The 22,665-nt window shown below is 69.3% G+C and carries 18 protein-coding genes; all 18 read left to right on the top strand.

Features of this window, described 5'->3' with window-relative positions:
* Positions 1-24: 24 nt before the first annotated feature.
* The 18 genes from HHL11_RS24040 to HHL11_RS24125 all read left to right on the top strand — a co-directional run bounded on the left by HHL11_RS24040 (position 25) and on the right by HHL11_RS24125 (position 22,664).
* Positions 25-789 carry a PIG-L family deacetylase gene (locus tag HHL11_RS24040; RefSeq protein ID WP_169421080.1) on the top strand — a complete coding sequence of 255 codons (765 nt, stop codon included), beginning with the start codon at positions 25-27 and terminating at the stop codon, positions 787-789.
* Positions 790-1,013: 224 nt separating this feature from the next.
* A complete protein-coding gene (locus HHL11_RS24045) occupies positions 1,014-2,006 on the top strand; it encodes a sigma 54-interacting transcriptional regulator (RefSeq protein ID WP_169421081.1) in 993 nt (330 codons plus the stop codon).
* 175 nt (positions 2,007-2,181) lie between these two features.
* Complete coding sequence (locus HHL11_RS24050) at positions 2,182-2,424, top strand: hypothetical protein (RefSeq protein WP_169421082.1); 243 nt, start codon at positions 2,182-2,184, stop codon at positions 2,422-2,424.
* Between the two features lie 38 nt (positions 2,425-2,462).
* Positions 2,463-4,040: a phage tail sheath family protein gene (locus HHL11_RS24055; RefSeq protein WP_169421083.1), complete on the top strand. Its 1,578-nt coding sequence runs from the start codon at positions 2,463-2,465 to the stop codon at positions 4,038-4,040.
* A 19-nt stretch (positions 4,041-4,059) separates the two neighbouring features.
* The gene (locus HHL11_RS24060) at positions 4,060-4,584 is read left to right on the top strand and encodes a phage tail protein (protein WP_169421084.1); all 525 of its coding nucleotides are present in this window, start codon (positions 4,060-4,062) and stop codon (positions 4,582-4,584) included.
* Positions 4,585-4,606: 22 nt separating this feature from the next.
* A complete protein-coding gene (locus HHL11_RS24065; RefSeq protein WP_169421085.1) occupies positions 4,607-5,341 on the top strand; it encodes a T4 family baseplate hub assembly chaperone in 735 nt (244 codons plus the stop codon).
* Complete coding sequence (locus tag HHL11_RS24070) at positions 5,338-6,162, top strand: hypothetical protein (RefSeq protein WP_169421086.1); 825 nt, start codon at positions 5,338-5,340, stop codon at positions 6,160-6,162. The genes HHL11_RS24065 and HHL11_RS24070 overlap by 4 nt, the downstream gene beginning before the upstream one ends.
* Positions 6,159-7,472, top strand: a complete 1,314-nt coding sequence (locus HHL11_RS24075) for a Pvc16 family protein (RefSeq protein ID WP_169421087.1) — start codon at positions 6,159-6,161, stop codon at positions 7,470-7,472. The genes HHL11_RS24070 and HHL11_RS24075 overlap by 4 nt, the downstream gene beginning before the upstream one ends.
* Entirely contained in the window at positions 7,469-9,592 is a 2,124-nt protein-coding gene (locus HHL11_RS24080; protein ID WP_169421088.1) for an ATP-binding protein, read from the top strand. Before HHL11_RS24075 ends, HHL11_RS24080 begins: the two co-directional genes overlap by 4 nt.
* Entirely contained in the window at positions 9,589-9,852 is a 264-nt protein-coding gene (locus HHL11_RS24085) for a hypothetical protein (protein WP_169421089.1), read from the top strand. Before HHL11_RS24080 ends, HHL11_RS24085 begins: the two co-directional genes overlap by 4 nt.
* Positions 9,849-18,017, top strand: coding sequence for an eCIS core domain-containing protein (locus HHL11_RS24090; RefSeq protein ID WP_169421090.1), 8,169 nt, complete (start codon positions 9,849-9,851; stop codon positions 18,015-18,017). The genes HHL11_RS24085 and HHL11_RS24090 overlap by 4 nt, the downstream gene beginning before the upstream one ends.
* On the top strand, positions 18,014-19,276 hold the full coding sequence (locus HHL11_RS24095) for an eCIS core domain-containing protein (RefSeq protein WP_169421091.1): 1,263 nt from the start codon (positions 18,014-18,016) through the stop codon (positions 19,274-19,276). Before HHL11_RS24090 ends, HHL11_RS24095 begins: the two co-directional genes overlap by 4 nt.
* Positions 19,273-19,929 (top strand): hypothetical protein, encoded by a 657-nt coding sequence (locus HHL11_RS24100; RefSeq protein ID WP_169421092.1) that lies wholly within the window; start codon positions 19,273-19,275, stop codon positions 19,927-19,929. Before HHL11_RS24095 ends, HHL11_RS24100 begins: the two co-directional genes overlap by 4 nt.
* Positions 19,930-19,940: 11 nt before the next feature.
* Complete coding sequence (locus HHL11_RS24105; protein WP_169421093.1) at positions 19,941-20,267, top strand: LysM domain-containing protein; 327 nt, start codon at positions 19,941-19,943, stop codon at positions 20,265-20,267.
* A 6-nt stretch (positions 20,268-20,273) separates the two neighbouring features.
* Positions 20,274-21,401, top strand: coding sequence for a hypothetical protein (locus tag HHL11_RS24110; RefSeq protein ID WP_169421094.1), 1,128 nt, complete (start codon positions 20,274-20,276; stop codon positions 21,399-21,401).
* Positions 21,398-21,940: a phage baseplate assembly protein V gene (locus tag HHL11_RS24115; RefSeq protein ID WP_169421095.1), complete on the top strand. Its 543-nt coding sequence runs from the start codon at positions 21,398-21,400 to the stop codon at positions 21,938-21,940. The genes HHL11_RS24110 and HHL11_RS24115 overlap by 4 nt, the downstream gene beginning before the upstream one ends.
* Positions 21,941-21,952: 12 nt before the next feature.
* On the top strand, positions 21,953-22,300 hold the full coding sequence (locus HHL11_RS24120; RefSeq protein WP_169421096.1) for a hypothetical protein: 348 nt from the start codon (positions 21,953-21,955) through the stop codon (positions 22,298-22,300).
* A 7-nt stretch (positions 22,301-22,307) separates the two neighbouring features.
* Entirely contained in the window at positions 22,308-22,664 is a 357-nt protein-coding gene (locus HHL11_RS24125) for a GPW/gp25 family protein (protein WP_169421097.1), read from the top strand.
* The last annotated feature ends 1 nt before the right edge of the window (position 22,665 follow it).

Consider the following 22,665-nt stretch of genomic DNA (forward strand, 5'->3'; position numbering starts at 1 on the left):
CCCTGGCCGCCGGCGCCGCGCACCGTGCTGGTCGTCGCGCATCCGGACGACGCGAGCGCGAGCGTCGGAACGCGGCTCGCGCGGCTGCGCGATGCGCGCTTCGCCTGCGTGACCGATGGCCCGCCGCGCGATGGCCGCGACGCGGCGCGCAACGGGCTGGATCTCGGGTCCTATGCAAAGCTGCGCCACCGCGAGCTCGAAGCCGCGCTGGCGCTGTGCGGCATCGAACCCTCGCAGCTCGTGTGTCTGGGCATCCCGGACCAGCAGGCCTCGCTGAGCCTCGCGCAGCTTGCCCACTCGCTCGCAGACCTGTTCGTGGAAACCGGCGCGCAGGCCGTGCTCACCCACGCCTACGAGGGCGGCCATCCGGACCACGACGCCTGCGCCTTCGGCGTGCACGCGGCCTGCCGGCTGCTGCGCAAGCGCAGCGCCGAGGCGCCTGCCGTCGTGGAGATGGCCGGCTACCACTGGGGCCCCGAAGGCCTGCGGGCCGGCGCCTTCCTGCCCGCGCGTGACGAGACGCCCGACGAGGTGATGGTGCGGCTCACGCCCGAGGAACAGGTGCACAAGCGCGCGCTCCTGGCCTGCCATGCCAGCCAGGAGCAGACGCTGCGCCAGTACCCGCTGGACACGGAACGCTTCCGCATCGCGCCGCATCACGACTTCCTGCAGGCGCCGCATGCCGGCGAGCTGTACTACGAACGCCATCCCTGGGGCATGAACGGCGAGCGCTTCCGCGCGCTGGCCGCCGCCGCGCTGGAGGAACTGGGCGTCGCAGCGCACCTGTAAGCCTGGCGGTACACGGCATCGCCCGGTGCCTGCGCACAGCTCGACCTGAGCCATTTGTTGCACAACCAACCGAATGGATAGTTGACGCGGTAAGTCGCCGTGCCTTACGTTGTCGCGGTGCGCTGCAACAACGGCGCAGAGAGACCAGGAACAGCCATGTCAACGGGAACGGCTCGCACCCGGTGCGAGGTTCGCCTGCCAAATGCTGTAGCGGAGGCCCTGTGATGGAGAGCGGCAGCTCGCACCAGCTGATCGGCCGCGCGCCTGCGTTTCTCCACGCGCTGGACCTCATCGATCGCATGTCGCGCTACGACGTCCCGGTCCTCATCCAGGGTGAGACGGGCACCGGCAAGGAACTGGCCGCGCACGCCATCCACTACCGCTCGGCCCGGCGCGACGCGCCTTTCGTCCCGCTCAATTGCGGCGCGGTGCCGGACGCGCTGATGGAGAGCGAACTCTTCGGCTGCGAGCGCGGCGCCTTCACCGATGCGCACCAGGGGCGGTCCGGCCTCATCGCCGCGGCCGAAGGCGGCACGCTGTTCCTCGACGAGCTCGATTCGCTGCCGCCGCGCGCGCAGGTGTCGCTGCTGCGCTTCCTGCAGGACTACAGCTACCGCCGCGTCGGCGGCACGCGCGAATGCCGCGGCGACGTGCGGGTCATCGCCGCCGCCAGTCCGCGCCTCGACAGCCTGCTGGAATCCGGCGCCTTCCGCGACGACCTGGCGTTCCGCCTCAACGTGATGCTGCTCGAGATGCCGCCCCTGCGGCAGCGGCCGGGCGATGCGCAGCTGCTGGCCGAGCATTTCATCGAGAGGCACGCGCGGCAGTACCACGTGCCACCGCGGCGGCTCTCGCCGGCCAGCATCGAATGGATCGCCAGCCATCCGTGGCCCGGCAACGTGCGTGAACTCGACAACCGGGTGCGGCGGGCCTTGCTGCTGTCGGATGGTCCGGCACTCGAACTCGTCTCCGGGCCATCGGTGGCGGTGCCCGCCAGCACGGCGTCCGCCGCGCTCGACCCCTTGCGCACCTTCAACGAAGCGCGCGAGCGCACGGTGCACGGCTTCGAGCGCGCCTACCTGGAGCGCCTGATGGAAGTCGCCGCGGGCAACGTGACGCACGCCGCGCGCCTGGCAGGCAAGGAGCGGCGCGCGCTCGGCAAGCTGCTCAAGAAGCACGGCATCGAGCGCGACGACTTCACGGCGGCGCGCCTGTAGCACCCTCCATCCGGAGCGGGTCGCGGCACGCGCACCGGGTGGCCCACCCGGGTGGACAGGAACCCGCCTTGCGGATTCCCACGGCCCCTCTTCCTTGCAAATCAAGCACTTGCGCGGTCCTCACGGGCAGGCACGACTCTCGCAACAGGCCCGCAGGACTTTTGCTGGAGAGGTCGTGCTTCATGAGGCCAACACGAGACGAGCGCGCGCGGCATCGGGGATCCGGGCCTACCTCCATGACCATCCCCACGCGGCGGATACCGAGCACGGCATCGCGCAATGGTGGCTGCCGCAGGTGGGCGTCGAAGTTCCGCTGGCCGACGTGCAGTCGGCGCTGCGGGCGCTGGTGCAGCGCGGGGACGTGCAGCGCACCGTGCTGCCCGACGGCACCGCCATCTATCGCGGGCTTGCGCCCTGACCCGCGCACTTTCCACCGCTGAACCCAAGGAGCCCAGAATGCCCGTTGCCCTCTCCTACCCCGGTGTCTACATCGAAGAGCTGCCCAGCGGCGTGCGCACCATCACCGGCGTGGCGACCTCGATCACCGCGTTCGCCGGGCGGGCGATGCGCGGGCCGGTCGATGCGCCGGTGCGCATCTTCAGCTTCGCCGACTACGAGCGCCAGTTCGGCGGCCTGTGGGCCGACAGCACGATGTCGTTCGCCGTCAACCAGTACTTCCAGAACGGCGGGTCGGACGCGATCATCGTGCGCATCCACAACGGCGCGCTGACGGGCAATGCGGCGGTGCCGCTGTCCGGGGGCGGCACCGCGACCTTCACCGCGGCTTCGCCCGGCGGCTGGGCGGCGCAACTGCGCATCCGGGTCGACCTCGACCTCGACCCCGACGTGGTCGCCGCGAACCCGGCCAACACGATGTTCAACCTGGCGGTGAAGGACCTCGGCAGCGGGACCACCGAGGTGCACCGCAATGTCTCGATCACCGGCACGCACCCGCGCTTCGCGACCGCCGTGCTGGCGCAGGCCAGCCAGCTGCTGCGAGGCCCGGCGACGATCGGTGCGCAGCCGAGCGCCAACGGCGCGCCCGTACCGAACGCGCCCGATCCCTTCGACGACCCGAGCGCCACCGCGGTGACGGTCGGCGCCAATCCCGACGGCGCGGCGGTCACGGCCAACGAGCTGTATTCGGCCGCCAACATGCGCACCAACAAGCAGGGCCTGTACCAGCTGGAGAAGGCCGACCTGTTCAACTTGGTGGTGATCCCGCCCTACACGTCCCTCAACGACCTCGCCAAGGCCGATTGGGATGCGGTGATCTCGTATGCGCACGACCGGCGCGCATTGGTCGTGGTCGATGCGCCATCCGCCTGGGCCGATGCTTCGGCAGCCACGGGCGCCGGCGCCATCGCCAACGTCGCCACGCGCAGCGAGAACGCCGCGATGTTCTTCCCGCGCTTGAACATCAGCAACCCGCTGCGCGACAACCGCATCGACAGCTTCGCCGCCGGCGGCGCCATCGCCGGCGTGATGGCGCGCACCGACGCCAACCGCGGCGTCTGGAAATCGCCTGCCGGCATGGAGGCCACGCTGTCAGGCGTGATCGGCCTCACCGTGCCGCTGAACGACCCCGAGAACGGCGCGATCAACCAGCTGGGCGTGAACTGCCTGCGCAACTTCCCGAACACCGGACCCACGGTGTGGGGCGCCCGCACCTTGAAGGGCGCCGATGCCATCGCCAGCGAGTGGAAGTACATCGCGGTGCGGCGGGTGGCCCTGTTCCTCGAGGAGAGCCTGTACCGCGGGCTGCAGTGGGTGGTGTTCGAACCCAACGACGAACCGCTGTGGGCGCAGATTCGCCTCAACGTCGGCGCCTTCATGCAGGGCCTGTTCCGCCAGGGCGCCTTCCAGGGCGCGTCGGCCAAGGACGCCTACTTCGTCCGCTGCGACGGCACGACGACGACGCAGACGGACATCAACCTGGGCATCGTCAACATCATCGTCGGCTTCGCCCCGCTGAAGCCGGCCGAGTTCGTCGTGATCAAGCTGCAGCAGATCGCCGGAAACATCCCGACCTGAGCGGGCAAGGAGAACACGAATGGCACAGTTTTCGGTCAACTCCCAGCGCTTCGATCCGTACAAGAACTTCAAATTCCGGGTCAAGTGGGACGGGCGCTATGTCGCCGGCATCAGCAAGGTCAGCGCGCTGAAGCGCACCACCGAGGTGGTGAAGCACCGCGACGGCGGCGACCCCAGCAGCAGCCGCAAGTCGCCGGGGCGCACCGAGTTCGAGGCGATCACCCTGGAGCGCGGCGTCACGCACGACAAGGACTTCGAGCAGTGGGCCAACAAGGTCTGGAACTTCGGCGCGCTGCCGGGCGCGGAGGCCTCGCTGAAGGACTTCCGCAAGGACCTGATCATCGAGGTCTACAACGAGACCGGCCAGCTCGCGATCGCCTACAAGGTGTTCCGCGCCTGGGTCTCGGAGTTCCAGGCGCTGCCGGACCTGGACGCCAATGCGAACGCGATCGCCATCCAGCACATCAAGCTGGAAAACGAAGGCTGGGTGCGCGACACGGAAACCACCGAGCCCAGCGAGATCACCTTCACCGACCCGAGCTGAGCCCCGCCCGGGCCGCACGACCATGGCTGCCAACACCGACGACCTGCTGCGGCTCTGGGAGGACAACCAGCGCGCGCACCCGGTGCAGCGCGCGCTGCAGGCGCTGGCGCTGGCCGCGCCCGTGGCTGGCGGCCAGGCCTGGGCGCAGGCCCCGATCGGCGCGCGCGATCGCGCCCTGCTGCGGCTGCACGAAGAGATGTTCGGCGGCGAACTGCACACCACGGCCCATTGCCCGGGTTGCGGCGAGCGGCTCGAGTCGGACTTCCGGGTGGGCGACATCGTCGCCGGCTCGAACGATGGACCGGCCTCCGCCTTGCGCCTGCAGGACCAGGACTTCGACGTCGAATATCGCCTGCCCACCAGCGAGGACCTGCTGCAGCTCGCGGCCGAACGTGCGGATGCAGGCGACGAGGCGATGCGCCTGCTGCGGCGTTGCGTGCGCAGCGCCTTGCGCGGTGGCGTCGCGGTCGACCCCGGTGCGCTGCCCGAGGCCGTCATCGACCGCATCGCCGACGGCATGGCCACGCAGGACCCGGACGCGGACGTGCAGGTGGGTCTCGCCTGCCCCGCCTGCGGCGCCGCCTGGTCGCTGCGCTTCGACATCGTGTCGCACTTCTGGAGCGAACTCGACGACTGGGCGCAACGCATGCTGGCCGACGTGCACCAGCTGGCCAGCGCCTACGGCTGGAGCGAGCGCGACATCCTGGCGCTGAGCGCGACGCGGCGGCAGGCCTATCTCGAGATGGTGGCCGCATGAACGCCTTCCTCGCCGGGCTGGTCGATCGGGCGCAAGGGCGCGCGCCCGTGCTGGAGCGCAGGCCGCGTTTCCTGTTCGAGCCGCGGCAGGCTGGTGCGGGCGGTGTCGAAGTGGTGGAACAGCTGGTGGGTGCCGAGGCACCGCGCGCGCAGGTGCAGGCCGTGCGGGTCGAGCCGCAGCCGGTCGCGCGGGCCGTCGATCGCCCTGCGGTCCCTCCCGAGGCCCCACTGCTTCCCGCAAAGCACGAGCGCGTCGCTTCGCCACGCGCTCCGGCGCCGGATCGGCCGGGGCTGCCTTCACTGGAGACACGACCCGGCCCTCGCACGCTGCCTGCAGCGACGGAGCCGTCTCGCCGCGCGCAGTCCAAGCCGCAGCGCGTGCGCGAGCCCGCCCAGGTCCCCACGCGGCGCACTTCATCCCCCGGCACGGAAACAGCCGTCACCAGGAAAGCCCAGGCCGCCCTCCCCGCCACGACGAGCGAGGCCGCAGTTCGCCCCGCCATTGCGGCGAAGCCCGCCGCGCCGATCCTGTCGACCGTGCAGCACGTGCACCACCACACCACCGTGCAGGCGCCTGCACGTACGACGTCCGCCACGCCGTCCCGCGCCGTCCTGATGGCCCGTGCCGCGCAGCCGCCGGCGGCCCGCCGCGACCCGGCGCCGGCCTCCGCGCAACCGGCTCCGGTGCAGATCACCATCGGCCGCGTCGAAGTGCGCGCAGTCCCGGCCGCGCAGCCGGATCGACCACGTGCCCCTGCACCGGCCGCGCCGCGCCTGTCGCTGGACGAATACCTGCGGCGCCGCAACGGAGCCTCGCGATGAGCAGTGCCCTCGCCATCGCCGCCGTCACGGCCTCGTTGAAGGACCTCCTCAACGACGGGCTGATGGACCACGACCTGTCCACCGTCGGCAGCTTCACGGTGACCGCGCAGCCGCCGGACCGCGTCACCACCGGCACCACCGAGAACAACCAGCTCAACCTGTTCCTCTACCAGGTCACCGCCAACAGCGGCTGGCGCAACGTGGGCCTGCCTTCGCGCGACCGCGCCGGCGAGCGCCTCACCAACGCGCCGCTGGCGCTGGACCTGCACTACCTGCTGACCGCCTACGGGGCGCAGGACCTGAACGCCGAAGTCCTCCTGGGCTACGCGATGCAGGTGCTGCACGAGACCTCGGTCCTCACGCGCGCGCAGCTGCGCACGGCGCTCGGCTCGCCGCCGCCGGTCGATGGCTCGCTGCTGCCCGGCCCCTTCGGCTCGCTGTCGGCCGTCGACCTCGCCGACCAGGTGGAGATGATCAAGGTGACGCCGGTGTTCCTCGGCTCGGAGGACCTCTCCAAGCTGTGGACCGCGATGCAGGCTCGCTACCGGCCCTCGATGGCTTACCTGGTCTCCGTCGTCCTGATCCAGGCCCAGGGCCCGGCCCGCTCGGCATTGCCTGTCATCAAGCGCGGCCCGGCCGACCGCGGCGCGACTGCGCATGGCGCGCCGGCTCCGACCCTCATCGGCGCACGGGCCGCGGCGACGCCCTTGCAACCCGCGCTGCGCCTGGGCGAGGACCTGCTGCTCTCGGGCACCAATCTCCTGAGCAACAGCACGCTGGCGGTGCGATTCGAGCAATCGCGGCTGGCCGTCGTGCAGACGCTGACGCCTTTGCCCATCGACGCCCAGCAACTCGGCGTGCACCTGCCCAGCATCGCCGAGGTTGCCAGCGGCATGGCGGACTGGGCGGTCGGCGTCTACGCGGTGTCGCTGACGATCAGCGATCCCGGCCAGCCTTCCTGGACGACCAACAGCGTGCCGATGGCGCTGTCGCCGCTGATCACCGTCAGTCCGCTCAATGCCGCTGCCGGCACGCTCAATCTCACGCTGACCTGCACGCCACGCCTGCGGACCTCGCAGGAGTCTTCCGTGCGGCTGCTGTTCGGGGATACCGAGGTGCTGCCGGCGACGGTCAACACCCCGGTCAATCCGGCGCTGCCGACGACGCTGACCTTCGCCGTGCCGGGCGTGGTGGCAGGCGACTACGTGCTGCGCCTGCGCGTCGAAGGCATCGACAGCCTGCCGGCCGTCTACACGGGTTCGCCACCGAGCTTCGAGTTCGACACGCAGCAAACGGTGCATGTGACATGAGCGCCGAAACCTGGGTCGAAGACAACAACCGCTACCTGGCGGCCTCGCTGAAGTGGCTGCGCATGCGGCTGCAGCAGCTTGCCCCCGCACCGGCGGCTGCGCCGGCTCCCATGGCGGTGGTACCCGTCGCCGCCGCAGCGCCTGCGGCCACGGGCCCGCGCTCCTGGTTCCCGCCGCGGACGCCCGCCGCGGCGGCGGCCGCCGCGGCGGGCGTCGAGCCCGTGGCTTTGCTGTCCGGCCAGTCGCAGGCCGACGTGCTGAAGCAGGCCGCCGAGGACCGCGAAACCGCAGCCGCCAGTGACCCGCCGCCCGCGCTGGTGCTGCTTGCGCAGCGCTTCCGGCTGACCGCCTTCGAGCGCGACACATTGCTGCTATGCGCCGCCCCGGAGTTCGATCCGGCGCTGGCCCCGCTCCTTGCCGCCGCGCAAGGACACCCATCGCGCAGCGCGCCCACGTTCGCGCTGGCGCTGCAGGCCTTCGAGGCGCTGGACGAGCGCGCCTGGGACGCCCTGTCGCCCCAACGTCCCCTGCGCTACGCGCGCCTGCTGGAAATCACGCAAGCGGGCGCCACGCCGCTGACTGCGAGTGCGCTGCGTGCCGACGAGCGCATCGTCAACTACCTCAAGGGCCTCAACGTGCTCGACGAGCGGCTGGCGGCACTGATGAAGCCGGCCAGTGGACCGCCGCCCGTGCTCGCGGCCTCGCAGCAGGCCACCGCCGACGAGATCCTGCGCCGGCTGGGCATCACCGCCAGCGAATCCACGGTGCCGCTGGTGCAGTTGCTGGGCCCGGACGCCCGCAGCAAGTTCGCTGTCGCCCGCCAGGTCTGCAGCGCGCTCGATCGCCAGCTCTTTCGCCTGAACGCAGACGCGCTCCCGACGCAGCGCGCAGAGCTGGAGACGCTCGCACGCCTGTGGCAGCGCGAATGCGTGCTGTTGCCCGTCGCTCTCTACATCGACGCGGAGCAGATCGATGGCGGCCGCTCCGAGCCCGCCCTGGCTTTCGAGACCTTCGTGGGCCGCGAACTCGGACTGGGGTTCGCCGGCCGGCGCGAAGCCCCGACGCGCGCCGCCGCCGCCAGCCTGGAGATCGAGGTCGACAAGCCGACCGGCGTGGAGCAACACGATGCCTGGCGCGAAGCCTTGCACGGCACGCTGGCCGACGACGAGGCGGAAGCGACGGCGCGGCTGCTGGCCGGCCAGTTCGACCTGGACCTCGACGAGATCCGCGTAACCGCCGCGCAGGCCGCCACGCCGGCGCCTGGCGTGAGCCCCGCCGCCACGGTGTGGGCCAGCTGCCGGGCGCTGGCGCAGCCCAGCCTCGACCAGCTCGCGCAACGCATCGAGCCCAAGGCCACCTGGGACGAGCTGGTGCTGTCCGACGAATCCCTGCGCCTGTTGCGGCAGATCGCCGCCCAGGTGCGCGAGCGCTACCGGGTCTACGAGGAATGGGGCTACGGGCGGCGCATGACGCGCGGCCTGGGCATCAACGCGCTGTTCGCCGGCGAGAGCGGCACCGGCAAGACCATGGCCGCGGAGGTCATTGCCAACGAGCTGCAGCTGCACCTGTACCGCATCGACCTGTCCGCTGTGGTCAGCAAGTACATCGGCGAGACCGAGAAGAACCTGCGCAAGCTGTTCGACGCCGCCGAACAGGGCGGCGCGATCCTGTTCTTCGACGAAGCCGATGCGCTGTTCGGCAAGCGCAGCGAGGTGAAGGACAGCCACGACCGCTACGCCAACATCGAGATCAACTACCTGCTGCAACGCATGGAGGCGTTCAGCGGCCTGGCCATCCTGGCCACCAACATGAAGAGCGCGCTGGACCCGGCCTTCATGCGGCGGCTGCGCTTCATCGTCAACTTCCCCTTCCCGGGCCCCACCGAGCGCCGGCAGATGTGGCAGAAGGCGCTGCCGCCCGAAGTGCCGCAGGAGGACGTGGACACGGCGCGGCTCGCGCGATTCAACGTGTCGGGCGGCAACATCCACAGCATCGCGCTGAACGCCGCCTTCATGGCGGCGCAGCGCGGCTCCGCCGTCAGCCAGGCCATGCTGCTGGCGGCGGTGCGCAACGAGCTGCGCAAGCTGGACAAGCCGGTCAACGAGGCGGAATTCCGGTGAAGGCCGAACGCCCCGTCGCCCTGCACATCGAGCGCCTGGTGCTCGAGGGCCTGGGCTTCACGCCGGCGCAGGGCGCGCTGGTGCAGCGGGCGATGGAACGCGAGCTCACCCGCCTCGCGGCACGCCCGGGCCCCTGGCAGGCCGGGGCCCAGCGCGTGGCCGCTGCGCCGGCATTGCGCCTGGCCGGGCCGCCGCAGCCCGCGCGCGTGGGCCGCGAACTGGCACGCAGCCTGTTCGCGACCTTGCGGGGCGCCCCATGAGCCAGCGCGCGCTTGCCCCGGCCAAGCCGGCGCCGGTGCTGCGGCCGGTGCCGGTCGCGGTGCGGCAGCAGGCCCAGGAAGCAGCGCTGCAGGCCGAGGAACGCGAGAGCGCCGCCAACGCGCCCTTCCCCCACGGCGGCCTGCCCTTCACCGCGCTCGACCCGCGCCCGCCCGGCCGGAACATTGCCGATGCCGACCTGGCCCGCATGCTCGTCACGCGCCTGCTGCTGGACGAACTGGCCCCGCGGCTCGGGCTGGACCCCGCGCGCATTCGCATCGAGGTGAACGCGGGCGCCGAGGCACGCGTCAATGCCGCCGGCGCCAGCGGCCTGCAGGAAGGCGCGACCATCTACCTGCACCCGGCCCGCTTCCGGCCGCAGGACCCGCAGGGCCGCTACCTGCTGGCGCACGAGGCGGTGCACGCCGCCCAGCGCGGGCTGGGCGGAGCGGTCCGGGTGGAGGAAGCGGAACGCGAGGCCGCCGAACTGGGGCAGGCCTTCGCGCAAAAGCGGGCGCTGCGACGCCCGCAGCAGCCCCTGGGCCTGGCACCGGCCGCGGACAGCGGCGAAGAAGCGCCGCCAGTCACGGTGGACGATTCGATCCAGCTGGTGAGCACCAGCGTGGTGGCCGAGAGCCGCTCGCGCGAGATCTCGGAAATCCGCAAGTCGCTGGCCGGCCTGTGGATCTCGGATGGCGACGTCTTCGACGTGCTGCGCATCCTGGACAGCGTGCCCTTTGCCGTCGCCAGCGCGATCGTGCGCAGCCTGGACGAAGGCGATCGCTACGGCCTGGCCGACAACATCAACCCGCCGCACGTGTACCAGAACCGCCGCTCGGTGCTGGTGTGCTACTACCACACGCTCGACGACAACCGCCTGCAGGATGCGGTGGACCTCAAGGTGTTCCGCGCCCTGCCCATCTCCGGCATGTCGACCGAGGAGACCGAAGCGGCCGCCTGGACGCTGCGGCACCTGCAGGACAAGCAACGGCAGGAACTGCTCGAATCGGACAACGGGCCGGCGATCAAGCGCATCATCTCGGCGCCGCAGCCCTCGGCCGAGGAACTGCGGCGCATCCAGAAGGACGCCACCGAAGCCGCCGCCAGCGAGGCGGCGCTGGCGGAGAAGCGCAGGGCCATCCTCGCGCACAAGACAGACCCGGCGGCCAACACACTCCTGCAGCAGGTGCGCAGCCTGCTGGCGCCGCCGTCCTCGGACAACAGTGACCAGCAGCCCGCCGGCCAGCTCGCCATCCAGGCGCTGGACCTGCTGGATGGCGCGCGCGGGAACGAGTCGCTGTTCCTCTACGTCGCCGAGCAGATGGAGCTGGAGACGCTGGTCGACCAGCTGCTGGACCTGCTGCCCGCCGACAGCTACTTCGACAAGCCAAGCCATTCGGCGACGCTCATCGCGCTGGTGCGCTCGCGCCTGCCGTACAAGAACGAGAAACTGGTCGAAAGCCTGTTGTCCTATGGCCTCTTCGATTGGGCCATCCGCGATTACGAGGCGCTGTTCGCGTACAAGCTGCTCAAGCTGATGCCGCTGGCGCAGCAGTACAAGTTCCGCCTGCGCGACAGCGGCAAGTGGTACCTGCGGCTGCTGGAGAACCTGCCCGACGACCAGCGCTATCCCGGCCTGGAGATCCGCGTCGCCGAAAGCCAGCGCGAGCTGGACGAGATGAAGGCGAAGTACCAGGCCTTGAAGCCGGACGACGCAGGCGGCCTTGGCGTGGAGGAAGTCAAGGAGAACGGCGAGACCAGGCTGTTCTTCAACGCCTCGCAGCTCTACGAAGCAAAGCTCGAAAAAGACCCGGGCGCCAAGACCACGCTGGCTGCGCTGCTCACCGACTTCAAGGAGAACAAGAAGGAGGCCACGGAGCTTTACAAGGAGCTGGTGCTGCTGGGCGGCTCCTCGCTGGAGAAGGGCAAGGAAACGCCGGGCGACGAGTTGCTGCGCGCCTCCATCATCCACGAGCTCGATGGCCTGGGCTACATCGACCGCCTGTTCGGGGACCTGAAGGACAGCTTCCTCTTCGCCGAGGAAAACCGCATCAGCACGGTCAAGATCATGCTGGCCCGCGACCCGGCGCGTGCGCAGGCGCATGCACGCGAGCTGGTTAGCCGCAGCTTCACCGACTGGATGGTCACCGACAAGGAAGCCTACCTCGCCTACCTGTGCGTGAAGGCGCTGCCGGCCGACGAGCGCGAGGCTTTCGTGCGCGACAACGCCACGGAGTGGGAGCGCATCCAGGGCGAGATGAGCGAGTCCATGCGGCAGTCGCGGGACCTCAATCTCTATATCGGCGACAAGGCCGGTACCGACCGCGGATCGGTGCTGGGGCAGCTGGCCGAGTCGGCGACCTGGACGGAGCCGAACGCCGCGCTGCTGGGCGACCTGGTGCGCATGGCCATCGCGATGACCGAGCACCGCTTCGCCTTCGAGCGCTCGCAGGAATTCAAGGCGATCGAGAAGCCGAAGCTGCAGCCGCTGGTCGAGAAGTACCGCCTGTGGGACCCGCAGAAGCGGCCCGAATACAAGGCGGACATCCTGCAGGGCACGCGCTGGTACGAGGAAGGCATCTTTTCGGACCTGCGCACCTTGTGGTCCGGCCTGGTCACGCTGTGGAACCTGGACGTCCTCTTCATCGAGAACAAGATCGGCCTCAAGGTCGACCTGAACGACGTCCAGAGCTTCAAGGGCGGCGACCTCGGCGGCGCCCGCCTGGGCGACCCGAAGAAGCAGGGCGCCAGCGCGACGCCGCCCGGGCCGGACGCCAACAAGCTCACCTTGCTGGTCGGCACCGACATGAAGTCGGCGGAACTGATCCTGCCGGAGCTGCTGATCGACTCGGCGAACGTGCAGCTCGCCAGTACCACGCTGCAATCGGGCGCGATCAACCTCAAGGGCTTGCACATCCACGCGGCCTACGACCAGGAAGACCTGGGCCAGCCGACGCAGGCGCACGTCTCGCTGCAATCGGTGGAAGCCAACGACGTGCTGATCGCCAAGAGCAACAGCATGATCACGGTGACCCGGCTCGCCGTCAGCATGCTGCGGCTGGCGGCCGGCACCATCGACACGGTCACCGGCGGCACCAAGGAACGCCAGGGACGCTCCGTGCCCTTCCCGCTGCTGGTGGTGCCGCTGCTGGCCATGTTCGTGCTGCTGGCATTGCCGATCTACCTGTACAAGAAGATCGCCGGCTGGGTCAGCGAGGGCCTGGAGTCCAATCCCGCGGAGAAGTTTGCCGGCGACGTCGCGACCCGCACCAAGGCCATCGACTTCAGCTTCGACAGCCTGGACGTCGACAGCATCACCACCAGTGGCGGCCAGCATGTGGGCCACGTCGGCGTGCGCGACTTCGCCGTGCGCCTTGGCTTGAACAAGGCCACCCGCCTGCGCGCGGAGCTGGCCTCCATCGCCCAGCGCCTGAAGGCGCTGGAGGGCCAGCCGCAGGCCGGCGAGGCGGTCGCCAAGCTGAAGGCCCGCCAGGCCGTGCTCGTGGGCCAGCAGCAGCAGGTGGAGAAGGACGAACAGGAGTACCTGCAGATCCAGCAGCAGATCCTGGCCGGCGGCCTCTCCGCGGAGCAGCAGGCGAGCTTGCAGAAGCGCCTGAATGCGCTGGATTTCGAGGACAAGGGCGGCGCCTTCATCGACATCGGCTCGGTCGACGCCTCGGACGTGCGCGGTACCGTGACCAGCGAGGAGCCCATCCACCTCTCGGGCATCCATGGCGAAGGCGGCAGCGCCGTGCTGACGCAGATGGTCGCGCTGCCGACGGCGACGGCGGCGGAGCTGTCGCGCCGCTCGGGCGCGGGCGAGCGTCCCGCCGCGCCGCTGAGCGGCCAGGACGGCACGGTGTCGCTCGAGATCGACACCGTGCACACCGGCAGGATCTCCTTCGGCGGCGGCCTGCAGACCGTGGAAGACATCGACCAGAAGATCAAGGACCTCGAGCCGCTGAAGGCCAAGGAGGAAGTCGCCCCGCTCCTCGACAGCCTGCACACGCTGCGCGGCCTGGCCGAACGCTACGAGCTGATGCTGCGCCACGGCGTGTCGGCGCTCAGCGGCCCGCAGCTGGAAGAGTTCCGGGTCTTGCGCGAACAGCTGCGCGCGAAGGCCAGCCTGGTCGCCCAGTCCATCGACCTCACGCACGCGAAGATCGATGTCGACGTCGCCACCGGCCGCATCGGCGTGGGCGCCGAAGCCGTGCGGCTGGCCGGCGTGCAGCTTCCCGACAAGGGGATCGACATCGACGAGGTCGTCGCGCGCGGCCTGGGCGTGGGCGCCCTGCCCGCCGGCGGCCTGCTGAAGTGGGGAGAATGGAAGAAGAACCTGCAGGACGCCGACGGCAAGGTCGACGAACTCACCGTTTCCGGCGTGCGCAGCAAGTACCACGGCCTGCTGTTCGAGAAAGCGACCTTGACCGGCGCCTACGCCAGGATGAAGGACCGCGGCGACGTGCTCGAGGCGGGCCTGAAGAAGCTGACGGTGGAAGGCCTGGGCGTCGCGCCGCGCATCGGCCTCCTGAACCAGCGTCTCGCGGGCCTGCAGGAAAAGGCGAAGCTGGCCGACGACAAGCAGAAGCCGGTGATCGAGGCTGAGGTCACCAAGCTCGCCGGCAAGATCGCCGAACTGCAGGCCTTGCAGGACGCGCGCGTCGCGGCCTACCGCCGCCTCGAAGCGGCCAAGACGCCGGAAGACATCGAGGCGGCCAAGGACGCGGTCGCCGAATCCGACACCGCGATCGCCCTCGGCCTGGCGCAATACGGCGCGTCGAGCGCCGAGCTGGACGACTTCGGCGTCAAGGTGACCGGCGCCGGCGACGTGGTGACCGACATGCTCGGCTCCGGCCTGGACGTCGACCGCATCCTCAAGCGCGGCGTGCGGGTCCAGGGCACGGGGCCGGACAACCGCGTGCTGCGCCGCCTGAAGGTCAGCGGCGCCAATGCCAAGGACGACCAGGCTGACAGCAGCTACGTCGGCAAGGGCGACTTCGAGCTCGGGGAGACGAAGCTGAACCTGCACGCGCAGCGCGTCGGGGACTCGGCCTTCATCGACCTCGACCAGTTCGGCATCGCCTCCCTCACGCTCGCGCAGATGCTGTTCACCACCGACGAGGCCGGCGTCGGCTTCCAGGTGGGTTCCACCGGCAAGAGCAGCATCGAGGACGTGAGCCTGAGCGGCAAGGTGCGGCTGGACAAGAAGCCCAAGGTCGAAGGCGAAGGCAAGTTCCCGCAGGATTTCCGCTTCGCGCATGCCGAGATCACGGACCTCCACGTCGGTGCGATCCGCGCCGACGGCCTCAGCTACGCCAGCATCCCGGACCAGATCGAGGTGCGCATCAAGTCCGGCTCCGTCGAAGGCGTGTGGGCGCAGGGCGTCTCCATCGATTTTCCGGAGGACGGGGGCAAGACGTCCATCCTCGGCTCGGCCGGCATCGACAAGATCAGCGATGTCGACATGTCCGCGGCGCTCGCCGACGGCATGGTCCGCCATGCCGACGGGCGCATCAGCGGCAAGAAGCTGCAGTTGGACTTCCTGAAGGAAGGCGAGCTCCAGGCAACCATCGGCGACCTGAACGCCAACGCCTTCTCGCTGCGCGGGCCGGATGGCTGGGCGCGCTTCGACCTGAACCACCTGTCCGGGAAGATCGGCATCAAGGGCGGCAACTACGCGCTGAAGGACGTGCACCTGGGCAGCCTCTCGGTCAAGGGCATCGACTGGGCGGTGGGCGAGAAGGGCCGCGTGAAGGCCGACAAGCCCGCGACCCTGGCCAACCTGCGCGTCACCGCGGACATCGCCACCGAGCAGGTCCCGGACAAGGACGCCAAGCCCGCCGCCGACGGCACGCCGGCGAAGAAGACCCAGCTGCAGAAGGTGAAGGTCAAGGACTTCCACATCGACACCATCCAGGCGGAACACCTGATCTACCAGGACGACAAGGTGAAGGTGGAGATCAAGCCCTTCGACCCGGCGACCGATGCCGCGACGATGAAGGACTTCCGCCCGCTGTACCTGCAGGACTTCAGCATCAAGGACCTGGACTGGTCCCGCGGCGGCGGCCTCACCGCCGGCGACATCGACGTCAAGAAGTTCGACGCCGCGGTGCACTTCGAGCGCTTCAAGGACGGCCTGAAGGCCGGCTTCGCCCTCAAGGGCGTAGACATGGGCACCAGCTTTGTCGGCCCGGACATGCGGGTGATGAGCCTGGGCGTCATCGAGAAGACCGGCGGCTACCTGAAGGACAAGTCGCTGGACACCACCTTCGGCACCGGGCAGGTGGTCGGCGCCGTCACCTTCGGCAAGGACTACATCGAACTCACCGGGCTGCAGGTCGATGCGGCCTACCTGGGCAAGACCACCTACACCAGCGACGACGGCAAGAGCCTCGTGCTGGATTCGGCCAACGTCGAGAAGATCACCCTGGACAAGGTGCACGCCAACTTCGAGACCGTGAAGGACGAGGACGGCAAGGACACGCAGCAGCTGAAGGACCTGAGCCTCGAGAACCTGGAATTCACCGGCATCAAGGCCGGCAGCTTCGACTACCACGGCAAGGCCAAGGCCGTGAACGACAAGGGTGAGGAAGGCGAAGTCACGCAGGGCATCCGCGGCTGGGGCGCGACCATCGGCCGCTTCCAGGTTTCCAAGCTGACGCACGACCAGAAGTCCAGGCTGACGAAACTGAGCTTCGAGCTCACCGCCCGCGACAAGGACAAGTCCAAGCAGGCCTTCACCGCGACCGGGTTGTCGGGCGACATCATCAAGACCTTCGGCAAGAAGACGACTGTCACCTCCTTCGCGACCGACGTCGACGGCGACGCCATCTACGGCGACGACATCCAGCTGAAGACCGTGTCGCTCGGCAAGGTGAAGAAGGCTGATGGCAGCTACGCGCCGGTGGAGCGCACCGCCATCGACGGCAAGTTCATCCTCAATCGCATCGGCCTGATCAATCCCAACCTCACGCTGACCGACGAGGACGGCAACACCACCAAGGTCTCGACCTACTACGACGGCGGCTCCTTCGGCCGCATCGACATCAAGAACATCCAGCCGCAGCTGCTGCCCAATGGCGCGGCGGTGGTGCCCATCCAGTCCATCCTGGCCCAGCAGCTCAAGATCACGCGCGGCGGCACCGCGGTCTACATCCCGCTGGCGGAGCTGCAGGATTTCAGCATGGGGCTCAAGGGCATGGGCACCGACAAGGGCGTGGAGCTGATCGTCGCCCGCGCGAAGAAGCTGCTCCTCGGCAAGGGCCTGGAGGTGGTGATCTCGGTCGATCGCACCGAGAAGAGCAAGGCCGTGTCCGCGCACGACCCGGGCCCGAAGTTCATGGCCGGCGACCCGCTGGGCAAGATGAGCGGCCAGTTCGACATCGAGTACGAGAACACCGGGCCGAACGCGTGGCTGCACCTGCCGGTGTCGGGCGGTGTGCTGAACTTCGAGAACGTGCATCCCTTCGCGGTGAACCTGGAACAGGGCGACAAGCCCGAGGAGGCGAAGCTCACGCTGGGCAACTACGGTTCCCTCTACGACATCGTCACCGTGCCCAAGACGGGCGGCATGCATCCGGAACTGGGCAAGTACGGCAAGATCGACTTCCAGGAGATGCTGGAGACCATGCTCACCGACACCGGTGCAGCGAAGGACGCCAAGAGCGGTCCCCCGGGCGACCTCTCCAAGCTGAACAACCTCACCGCCGGCGGCCACCTGACGCTGGGCGAAGGCCGCATGGGCTACGACCTCGACGGCGACGGCAAGCTGGGCGAAGGCGACAACTACATCGAGCTCAGCGCCGCGGACTCCAAGGACAACACCGTCGACATCCCGAGCCAGGTCGTGGGCAAGGAGCTGGCTGTGAACATCCCGCGCGTCCACGCCAAGGGCGCCGGCTTCAAGGTGGGCGAGCAGACCGGCAAGACCGGCGAGATCAACTTCAACGACATCAGGATCACCGTCACCGGGCTCGCGAAGTTCGAGTTCGTGGTGCGGGTGAAGGTCAAGTCCGGCGAAGTGGACGACATCGAGTTCGGCGACGTCACCTTCCTCGACGCCGGCAAGCTCAATACCGCCGACGCCGTGGACCGCGCCAAGGTGAAGGCCCTGCCCGACCCGACGCTGAAGCAGGTCAACCCCAAGGGCGAGGAGGGCGCGCCATGAGCCGGGTGCAGCAGTTCCTCCGCAGCCGCCGGGCCGGCGACGCCTCGCCGGCACGCACGCAGCAGCCGGCCGCCGAGCGCGATGCCACGCAGCAAGGCGCCCAGTGGCTGGCCGGCGGCGGCGACTTCAGCAACGTGCGACTGCACGCCGATGCCGACGCCGCGCACCAGGCCGACGCCGTGGGCGCGAGCGCCTTCGCCCAGGGCCAGGACATCTACTTCGGCGCGGGCAACTTCGCGCCGGGCACGCCGGCCGGCCTGCAGTTGCTGACCCACGAACTGGGCCACGTGCAGCAGCAGGCGAGCCAGGGAGCCGGCGTGCAGTGCCAGCCCAAGGACCAGAAGGCCGGCATCGGCGCCTCGCCGCCGGAAGAAGACTTCATCCGGGACCCGGACAACTGGGGCGCCGAAGACGGCAAGGTGCTGTTCGAGCAGGACGATGCGGCGCTCGACGGCGGCGACGAGAAGGCCATCGGCGACCTCGCCGCGAAGCAGAAGCAGGCGATCTACGTGCACGTGCACGGCTACGCCAGCCTGGAAGGGCCGGCCGGCTACAACCTGAACCTGTCCGCGCACCGCGCCGTCGCCGTCAAGCACCTGCTGGAGTCGCTGCTGCCGGCGGGCTCCAAGGTGTTCGTGTTCGCGCACGGCCAGAGCAAGCACTTCGGCCCCGCCGGCAACAACCGGCGCGCCGGCATTTCGCTGATGGGACCGGTGGCGGACGGCGGCTACAAGCCCAAGCTGAATCTCGGCCTGCAGTTCGACCTGACGCCGCCGCAGTTGCCAAGCGGGACGCCGGGCGTGGTCGTCGTGCCGGCACCCGGCCTGGGCAGCACCGGCGTGCTGCCCGGCGGGCCGCTGGCGCCCCGCATCACCGACCCGGCGCCGGTCACGCCCTGGCTGGTGGCGCCGCCAGTCATCACCACGCCGCGCCACCTGATGGACAACGCCGGCCTCCTCGCGCCCAGCACCTTCCACGGCGTGTCGCCGGGCACCACCGGCAACGTCGTCGAGCAATGGGACTCGGCCTACCTGAAATACAAGGGGCTGGGCATCCCCGACGAACTGAAGCTGGGCCCCATCGACCTCGGCGCCGGTGCGCTCGCCAACAAGGAAGTCACCAACAGCATCCAGGCCTACCACGAGCGCAACGACCCGACCCCGATCGAGCAGTCGAACCAGGAGGTCGGCGCGCACATCATCACCTCGCCGAACCTCCTGGACCTGCTGCCGAAAAAGAAGAAGGACAAGGCCAAATGAGCAGCTTCCCCCCCAACACCCCCCGGCTGCTGCGCGGCGGCCTCGTGCTGGTGGACCCGACCACCGGCGCGGTGCTGAAGATCATCGCGCTGCAATACAACCCCGACACCTTGACGCGCAGCCTGCAGATCAAGGCCGCGAGCGCCGACACCGGCGACCACCTCGAGGCGCTGCGGCTCAAGGGGCCGCCGGTGGAGACGATCAAGGTGGAAGCGGAGATCGACGCCACCGACTCGCTGGAAGGCGGCGACTCGCAGGCCTTGCAGTCGGGGCTGCATCCGCAGCTGGCCGCCATCGAGACCCTCGTCTACCCGAGCAGCGCGCACCTGCAGTCGGTGAACAGCGAAGCCTCGGGCGGCTCCATCGAGATCGCGCCGGCGCAGGCGCCGCTGCCGCTGTTCGTGTTCGGCCCCAAGCGGATCGCGCCGGTGCGCATCACCGAGCTGTCGATCACCGAGGAAGCCTTCGACGCCGCGCTGAACCCGATCCGCGCCAAGGTGAGCCTGGGCCTGCGCGTGCTGACCGTCGACGACCTGGGCTTCGAGGCCAAGGGCGGCGGGCTGTTCATGAGCTACCTGCAGGCGAAGGAGCAGCTGGCGCAAGGCGCGCCCGGCGGCAGCTTCGCCCTGCTCGGGATCAACGGCATTCCCTGAGGACGCAAGCGATGGCCACCACCTTCAACTTTCCGCCGACCAGTCGCTATTCCGGGATCGAGTTGGTCACGCTGGTCCTGGCCGATGGCGAGCAGCGCATCTACCTGCGCCGCCGCTTCCTGCCGCCCTCTTCCAGCTTCGCGCTGCTGCGCATGCACCTGGTCGCCGATGGCGAGCGCCTGGATCGCATCGCCGCCGCGGAAGTGGGCGATCCCGAGGCCTTCTGGCGCATCTGCGACGCCAACGACGCGATGCGTCCCGATGCGCTGACCGAGGTAGCCGGCCGGCGGCTGCGCATCACGCTGCCCGAAGGCATCCCCGGGCCCTCGCTGACCTAAGACGCCATGCTGCAAGGCATCCACCTCACCTTGATGATCGGGCCGGCCGTGCCGGTGCCGGCGCCGAAGGCGGTCGTCGATGCGCTGCGCACCGTGCAGGTGACTTCGGGCAAGGACAAGACGGGTTTCCAGCTCACCTTCGCCGTGGGCAAGAACTCGCCGCTGCAGACGACGCTGCTGCCGGCCGGCTACTTCGACCCCATCTCCACGCGCGTGCTGCTGATCGTGACCCTGGGCGGCTTCCCCAACGTCATCCTCGACGGCATCGTCACGCGGCAGGAGATGTCGCCCAGCAGCGAACCCGGGCAGTCGACGCTCACCATCACCGGCGAGGACCTGAGCGTGCTGATGGACATCATCGAGATCAAGCGGCCCTTCATCGCGCTCGACGACACGCTGACCCTGTACGAGGTGCTCGCGCCCTACGCGGCCTTCGGCGTGGTGCCGCTGGTGCTGCCGCCGATCTTCACCTACATCACGCCGCCCACCGAGGGCTGGAAGACGCAGACCGGCACCGACCTGCAGTTGATCAAGAAGATCGCCAACGCCAACGGCTACGTGTTCTACGTGGAGCCCGGGCCGGCGCCGGGCGCCAGCATCGCCTATTGCGGCCCCAACATCCGCATCCCGGTGCCGCAGCCGGCGCTGTCGATCAACATGGACGCGCAGACCAACGTGGAGTCCATGAGCTTCTCGCTGGACGGCCTGGCCAAGGAAGTGATGATCGTGACGGTGATGGACCCCATCACGCACAAGATCCCGCTGCCCATTCCGATCCCCAACATCAGCATCTTCCAGCCGCCGCTGGGCGCGCGGCCCACCCTGCCCTCCAAGGTGCGCTTCGCGAAGAACGTGGCCGACAAGTCGGTGCCCGAGGTGCTGAACGACGTGGTGGGCGAACTGCTCAAGGGCGCGGCCAACGCGATCACCGTGAGCGGCTCGCTCGACGTACTGCGCTATGGCCAGGTGCTGCGCTCCAAGCTGCTGGTCGGCGTGCGCGGCGCCGGCCTGGCCTACGACGGCCTGTACTACGTCGACAGCGTCACCCACAACATCCAGCGCGGCCAGTACAAGCAGAGCTTCCAGCTCAGTCGCGATGGCCTCATCTCCAACACGCCCAAGGTGCCGGTATGAGCGACAGCAGCAGCCAGGACGACAAGTACTACGGCATCTACCAGGCCACGGTGACGCTCAACGTCGACCCGATGCTGCGCGGCCGCCTGCAGGTGATGGTGCCCGACGTGCACAGCTTCATCCCCACCACCTGGGCCGAACCCAGCGTGCCGCTGGCCGGGCCGAGCGGGCCGCCGATGGGCGTGTACATGGTGCCGCCGCCGGGCGCGGGCGTCTGGATCATGTTCGAGCACGGCGACTCCAACAAGCCGGTGTGGATGGGATGCCGCTGGGGCCTGCCCAGCGACATCCCGCCGCTCGCGCTGCTGGGCAACCCCGCCGACCCCAACATCTGCTTCCAGTCGCTGCTGCAGCACACGCTGATGATCAGCGACATGCCGCCCTCGCCCGTCACCGGCGGCATCATCCTGAAAAGCACGACGGGCGCGATGATCGTCGTCAACGATTCGGGCATCTACATCTCGAACGGCAAGGGCGCGATGATCACGATGATCGGCCCCAGCATCGACTTCAACGTCGGTGCCCTGACCATCACCTGAGGAGACGCCGCCATGCCCGGACTCCTCCTGCACGCCAACGCCGTCTGCCAGTGCACGCACGCGGCGCCCGCCACCATCGTGCCGACGCAGCCGCGCGTGCTGGTCATGGGCCAGCCGGTGGCGACGATGACGGCGCAGATCATGGTCGCCGGCTGCCCCTTCACCATCCCCGGCCCGAAGCCGCAGCCCTGCGTGACGGTCAAGTGGCTGATGCCCTCGGCCCGCGTGCTGGTGATGGGCCAGCCGGCGATGGTCATTCCGGCGCCGGGCGTCGGCCCGGGCCTGTGCCAGAGCCCCGAGCAGATCCCGCAAGGGCCGCCCATCGTCAGCACGGTGCAGCCGCGCGTCATCGCCCTGTGAGCCCGCCATGGACATCGACTACCCCTTCCACTTCGACAGTCGCGGCCGCACCGCGCTGGCCGATCGCGACGACCACGTCCGCGACATGATCGAGCAGCTCGTGTTCACCAACCCGGGCGAGCGCGTCAACCGGCCCGACTTCGGCAGCGGCCTGCTGCAGCTGGTGTTCGGCCCCAACAGCCCGGAGCTGGCGGCCACCGTGCAATTCACGCTGCAGGCGGCGCTGCAACGCTGGCTGGGCGACGTGATCCAGGTCACCGACCTCGAGGTCACGGCGGACGACGCGACGCTGAGCATCTCCCTCACCTACCTGGTCACCGAAACCGGCGAAGAGCGCAGCGCGACCTTCGCCCGGCCGGTCTAGC

Origin of the sequence: Ramlibacter agri (assembly GCF_012927085.1) — a bacterium.
GTDB lineage: Bacteria > Pseudomonadota > Gammaproteobacteria > Burkholderiales > Burkholderiaceae_C > Ramlibacter > Ramlibacter agri.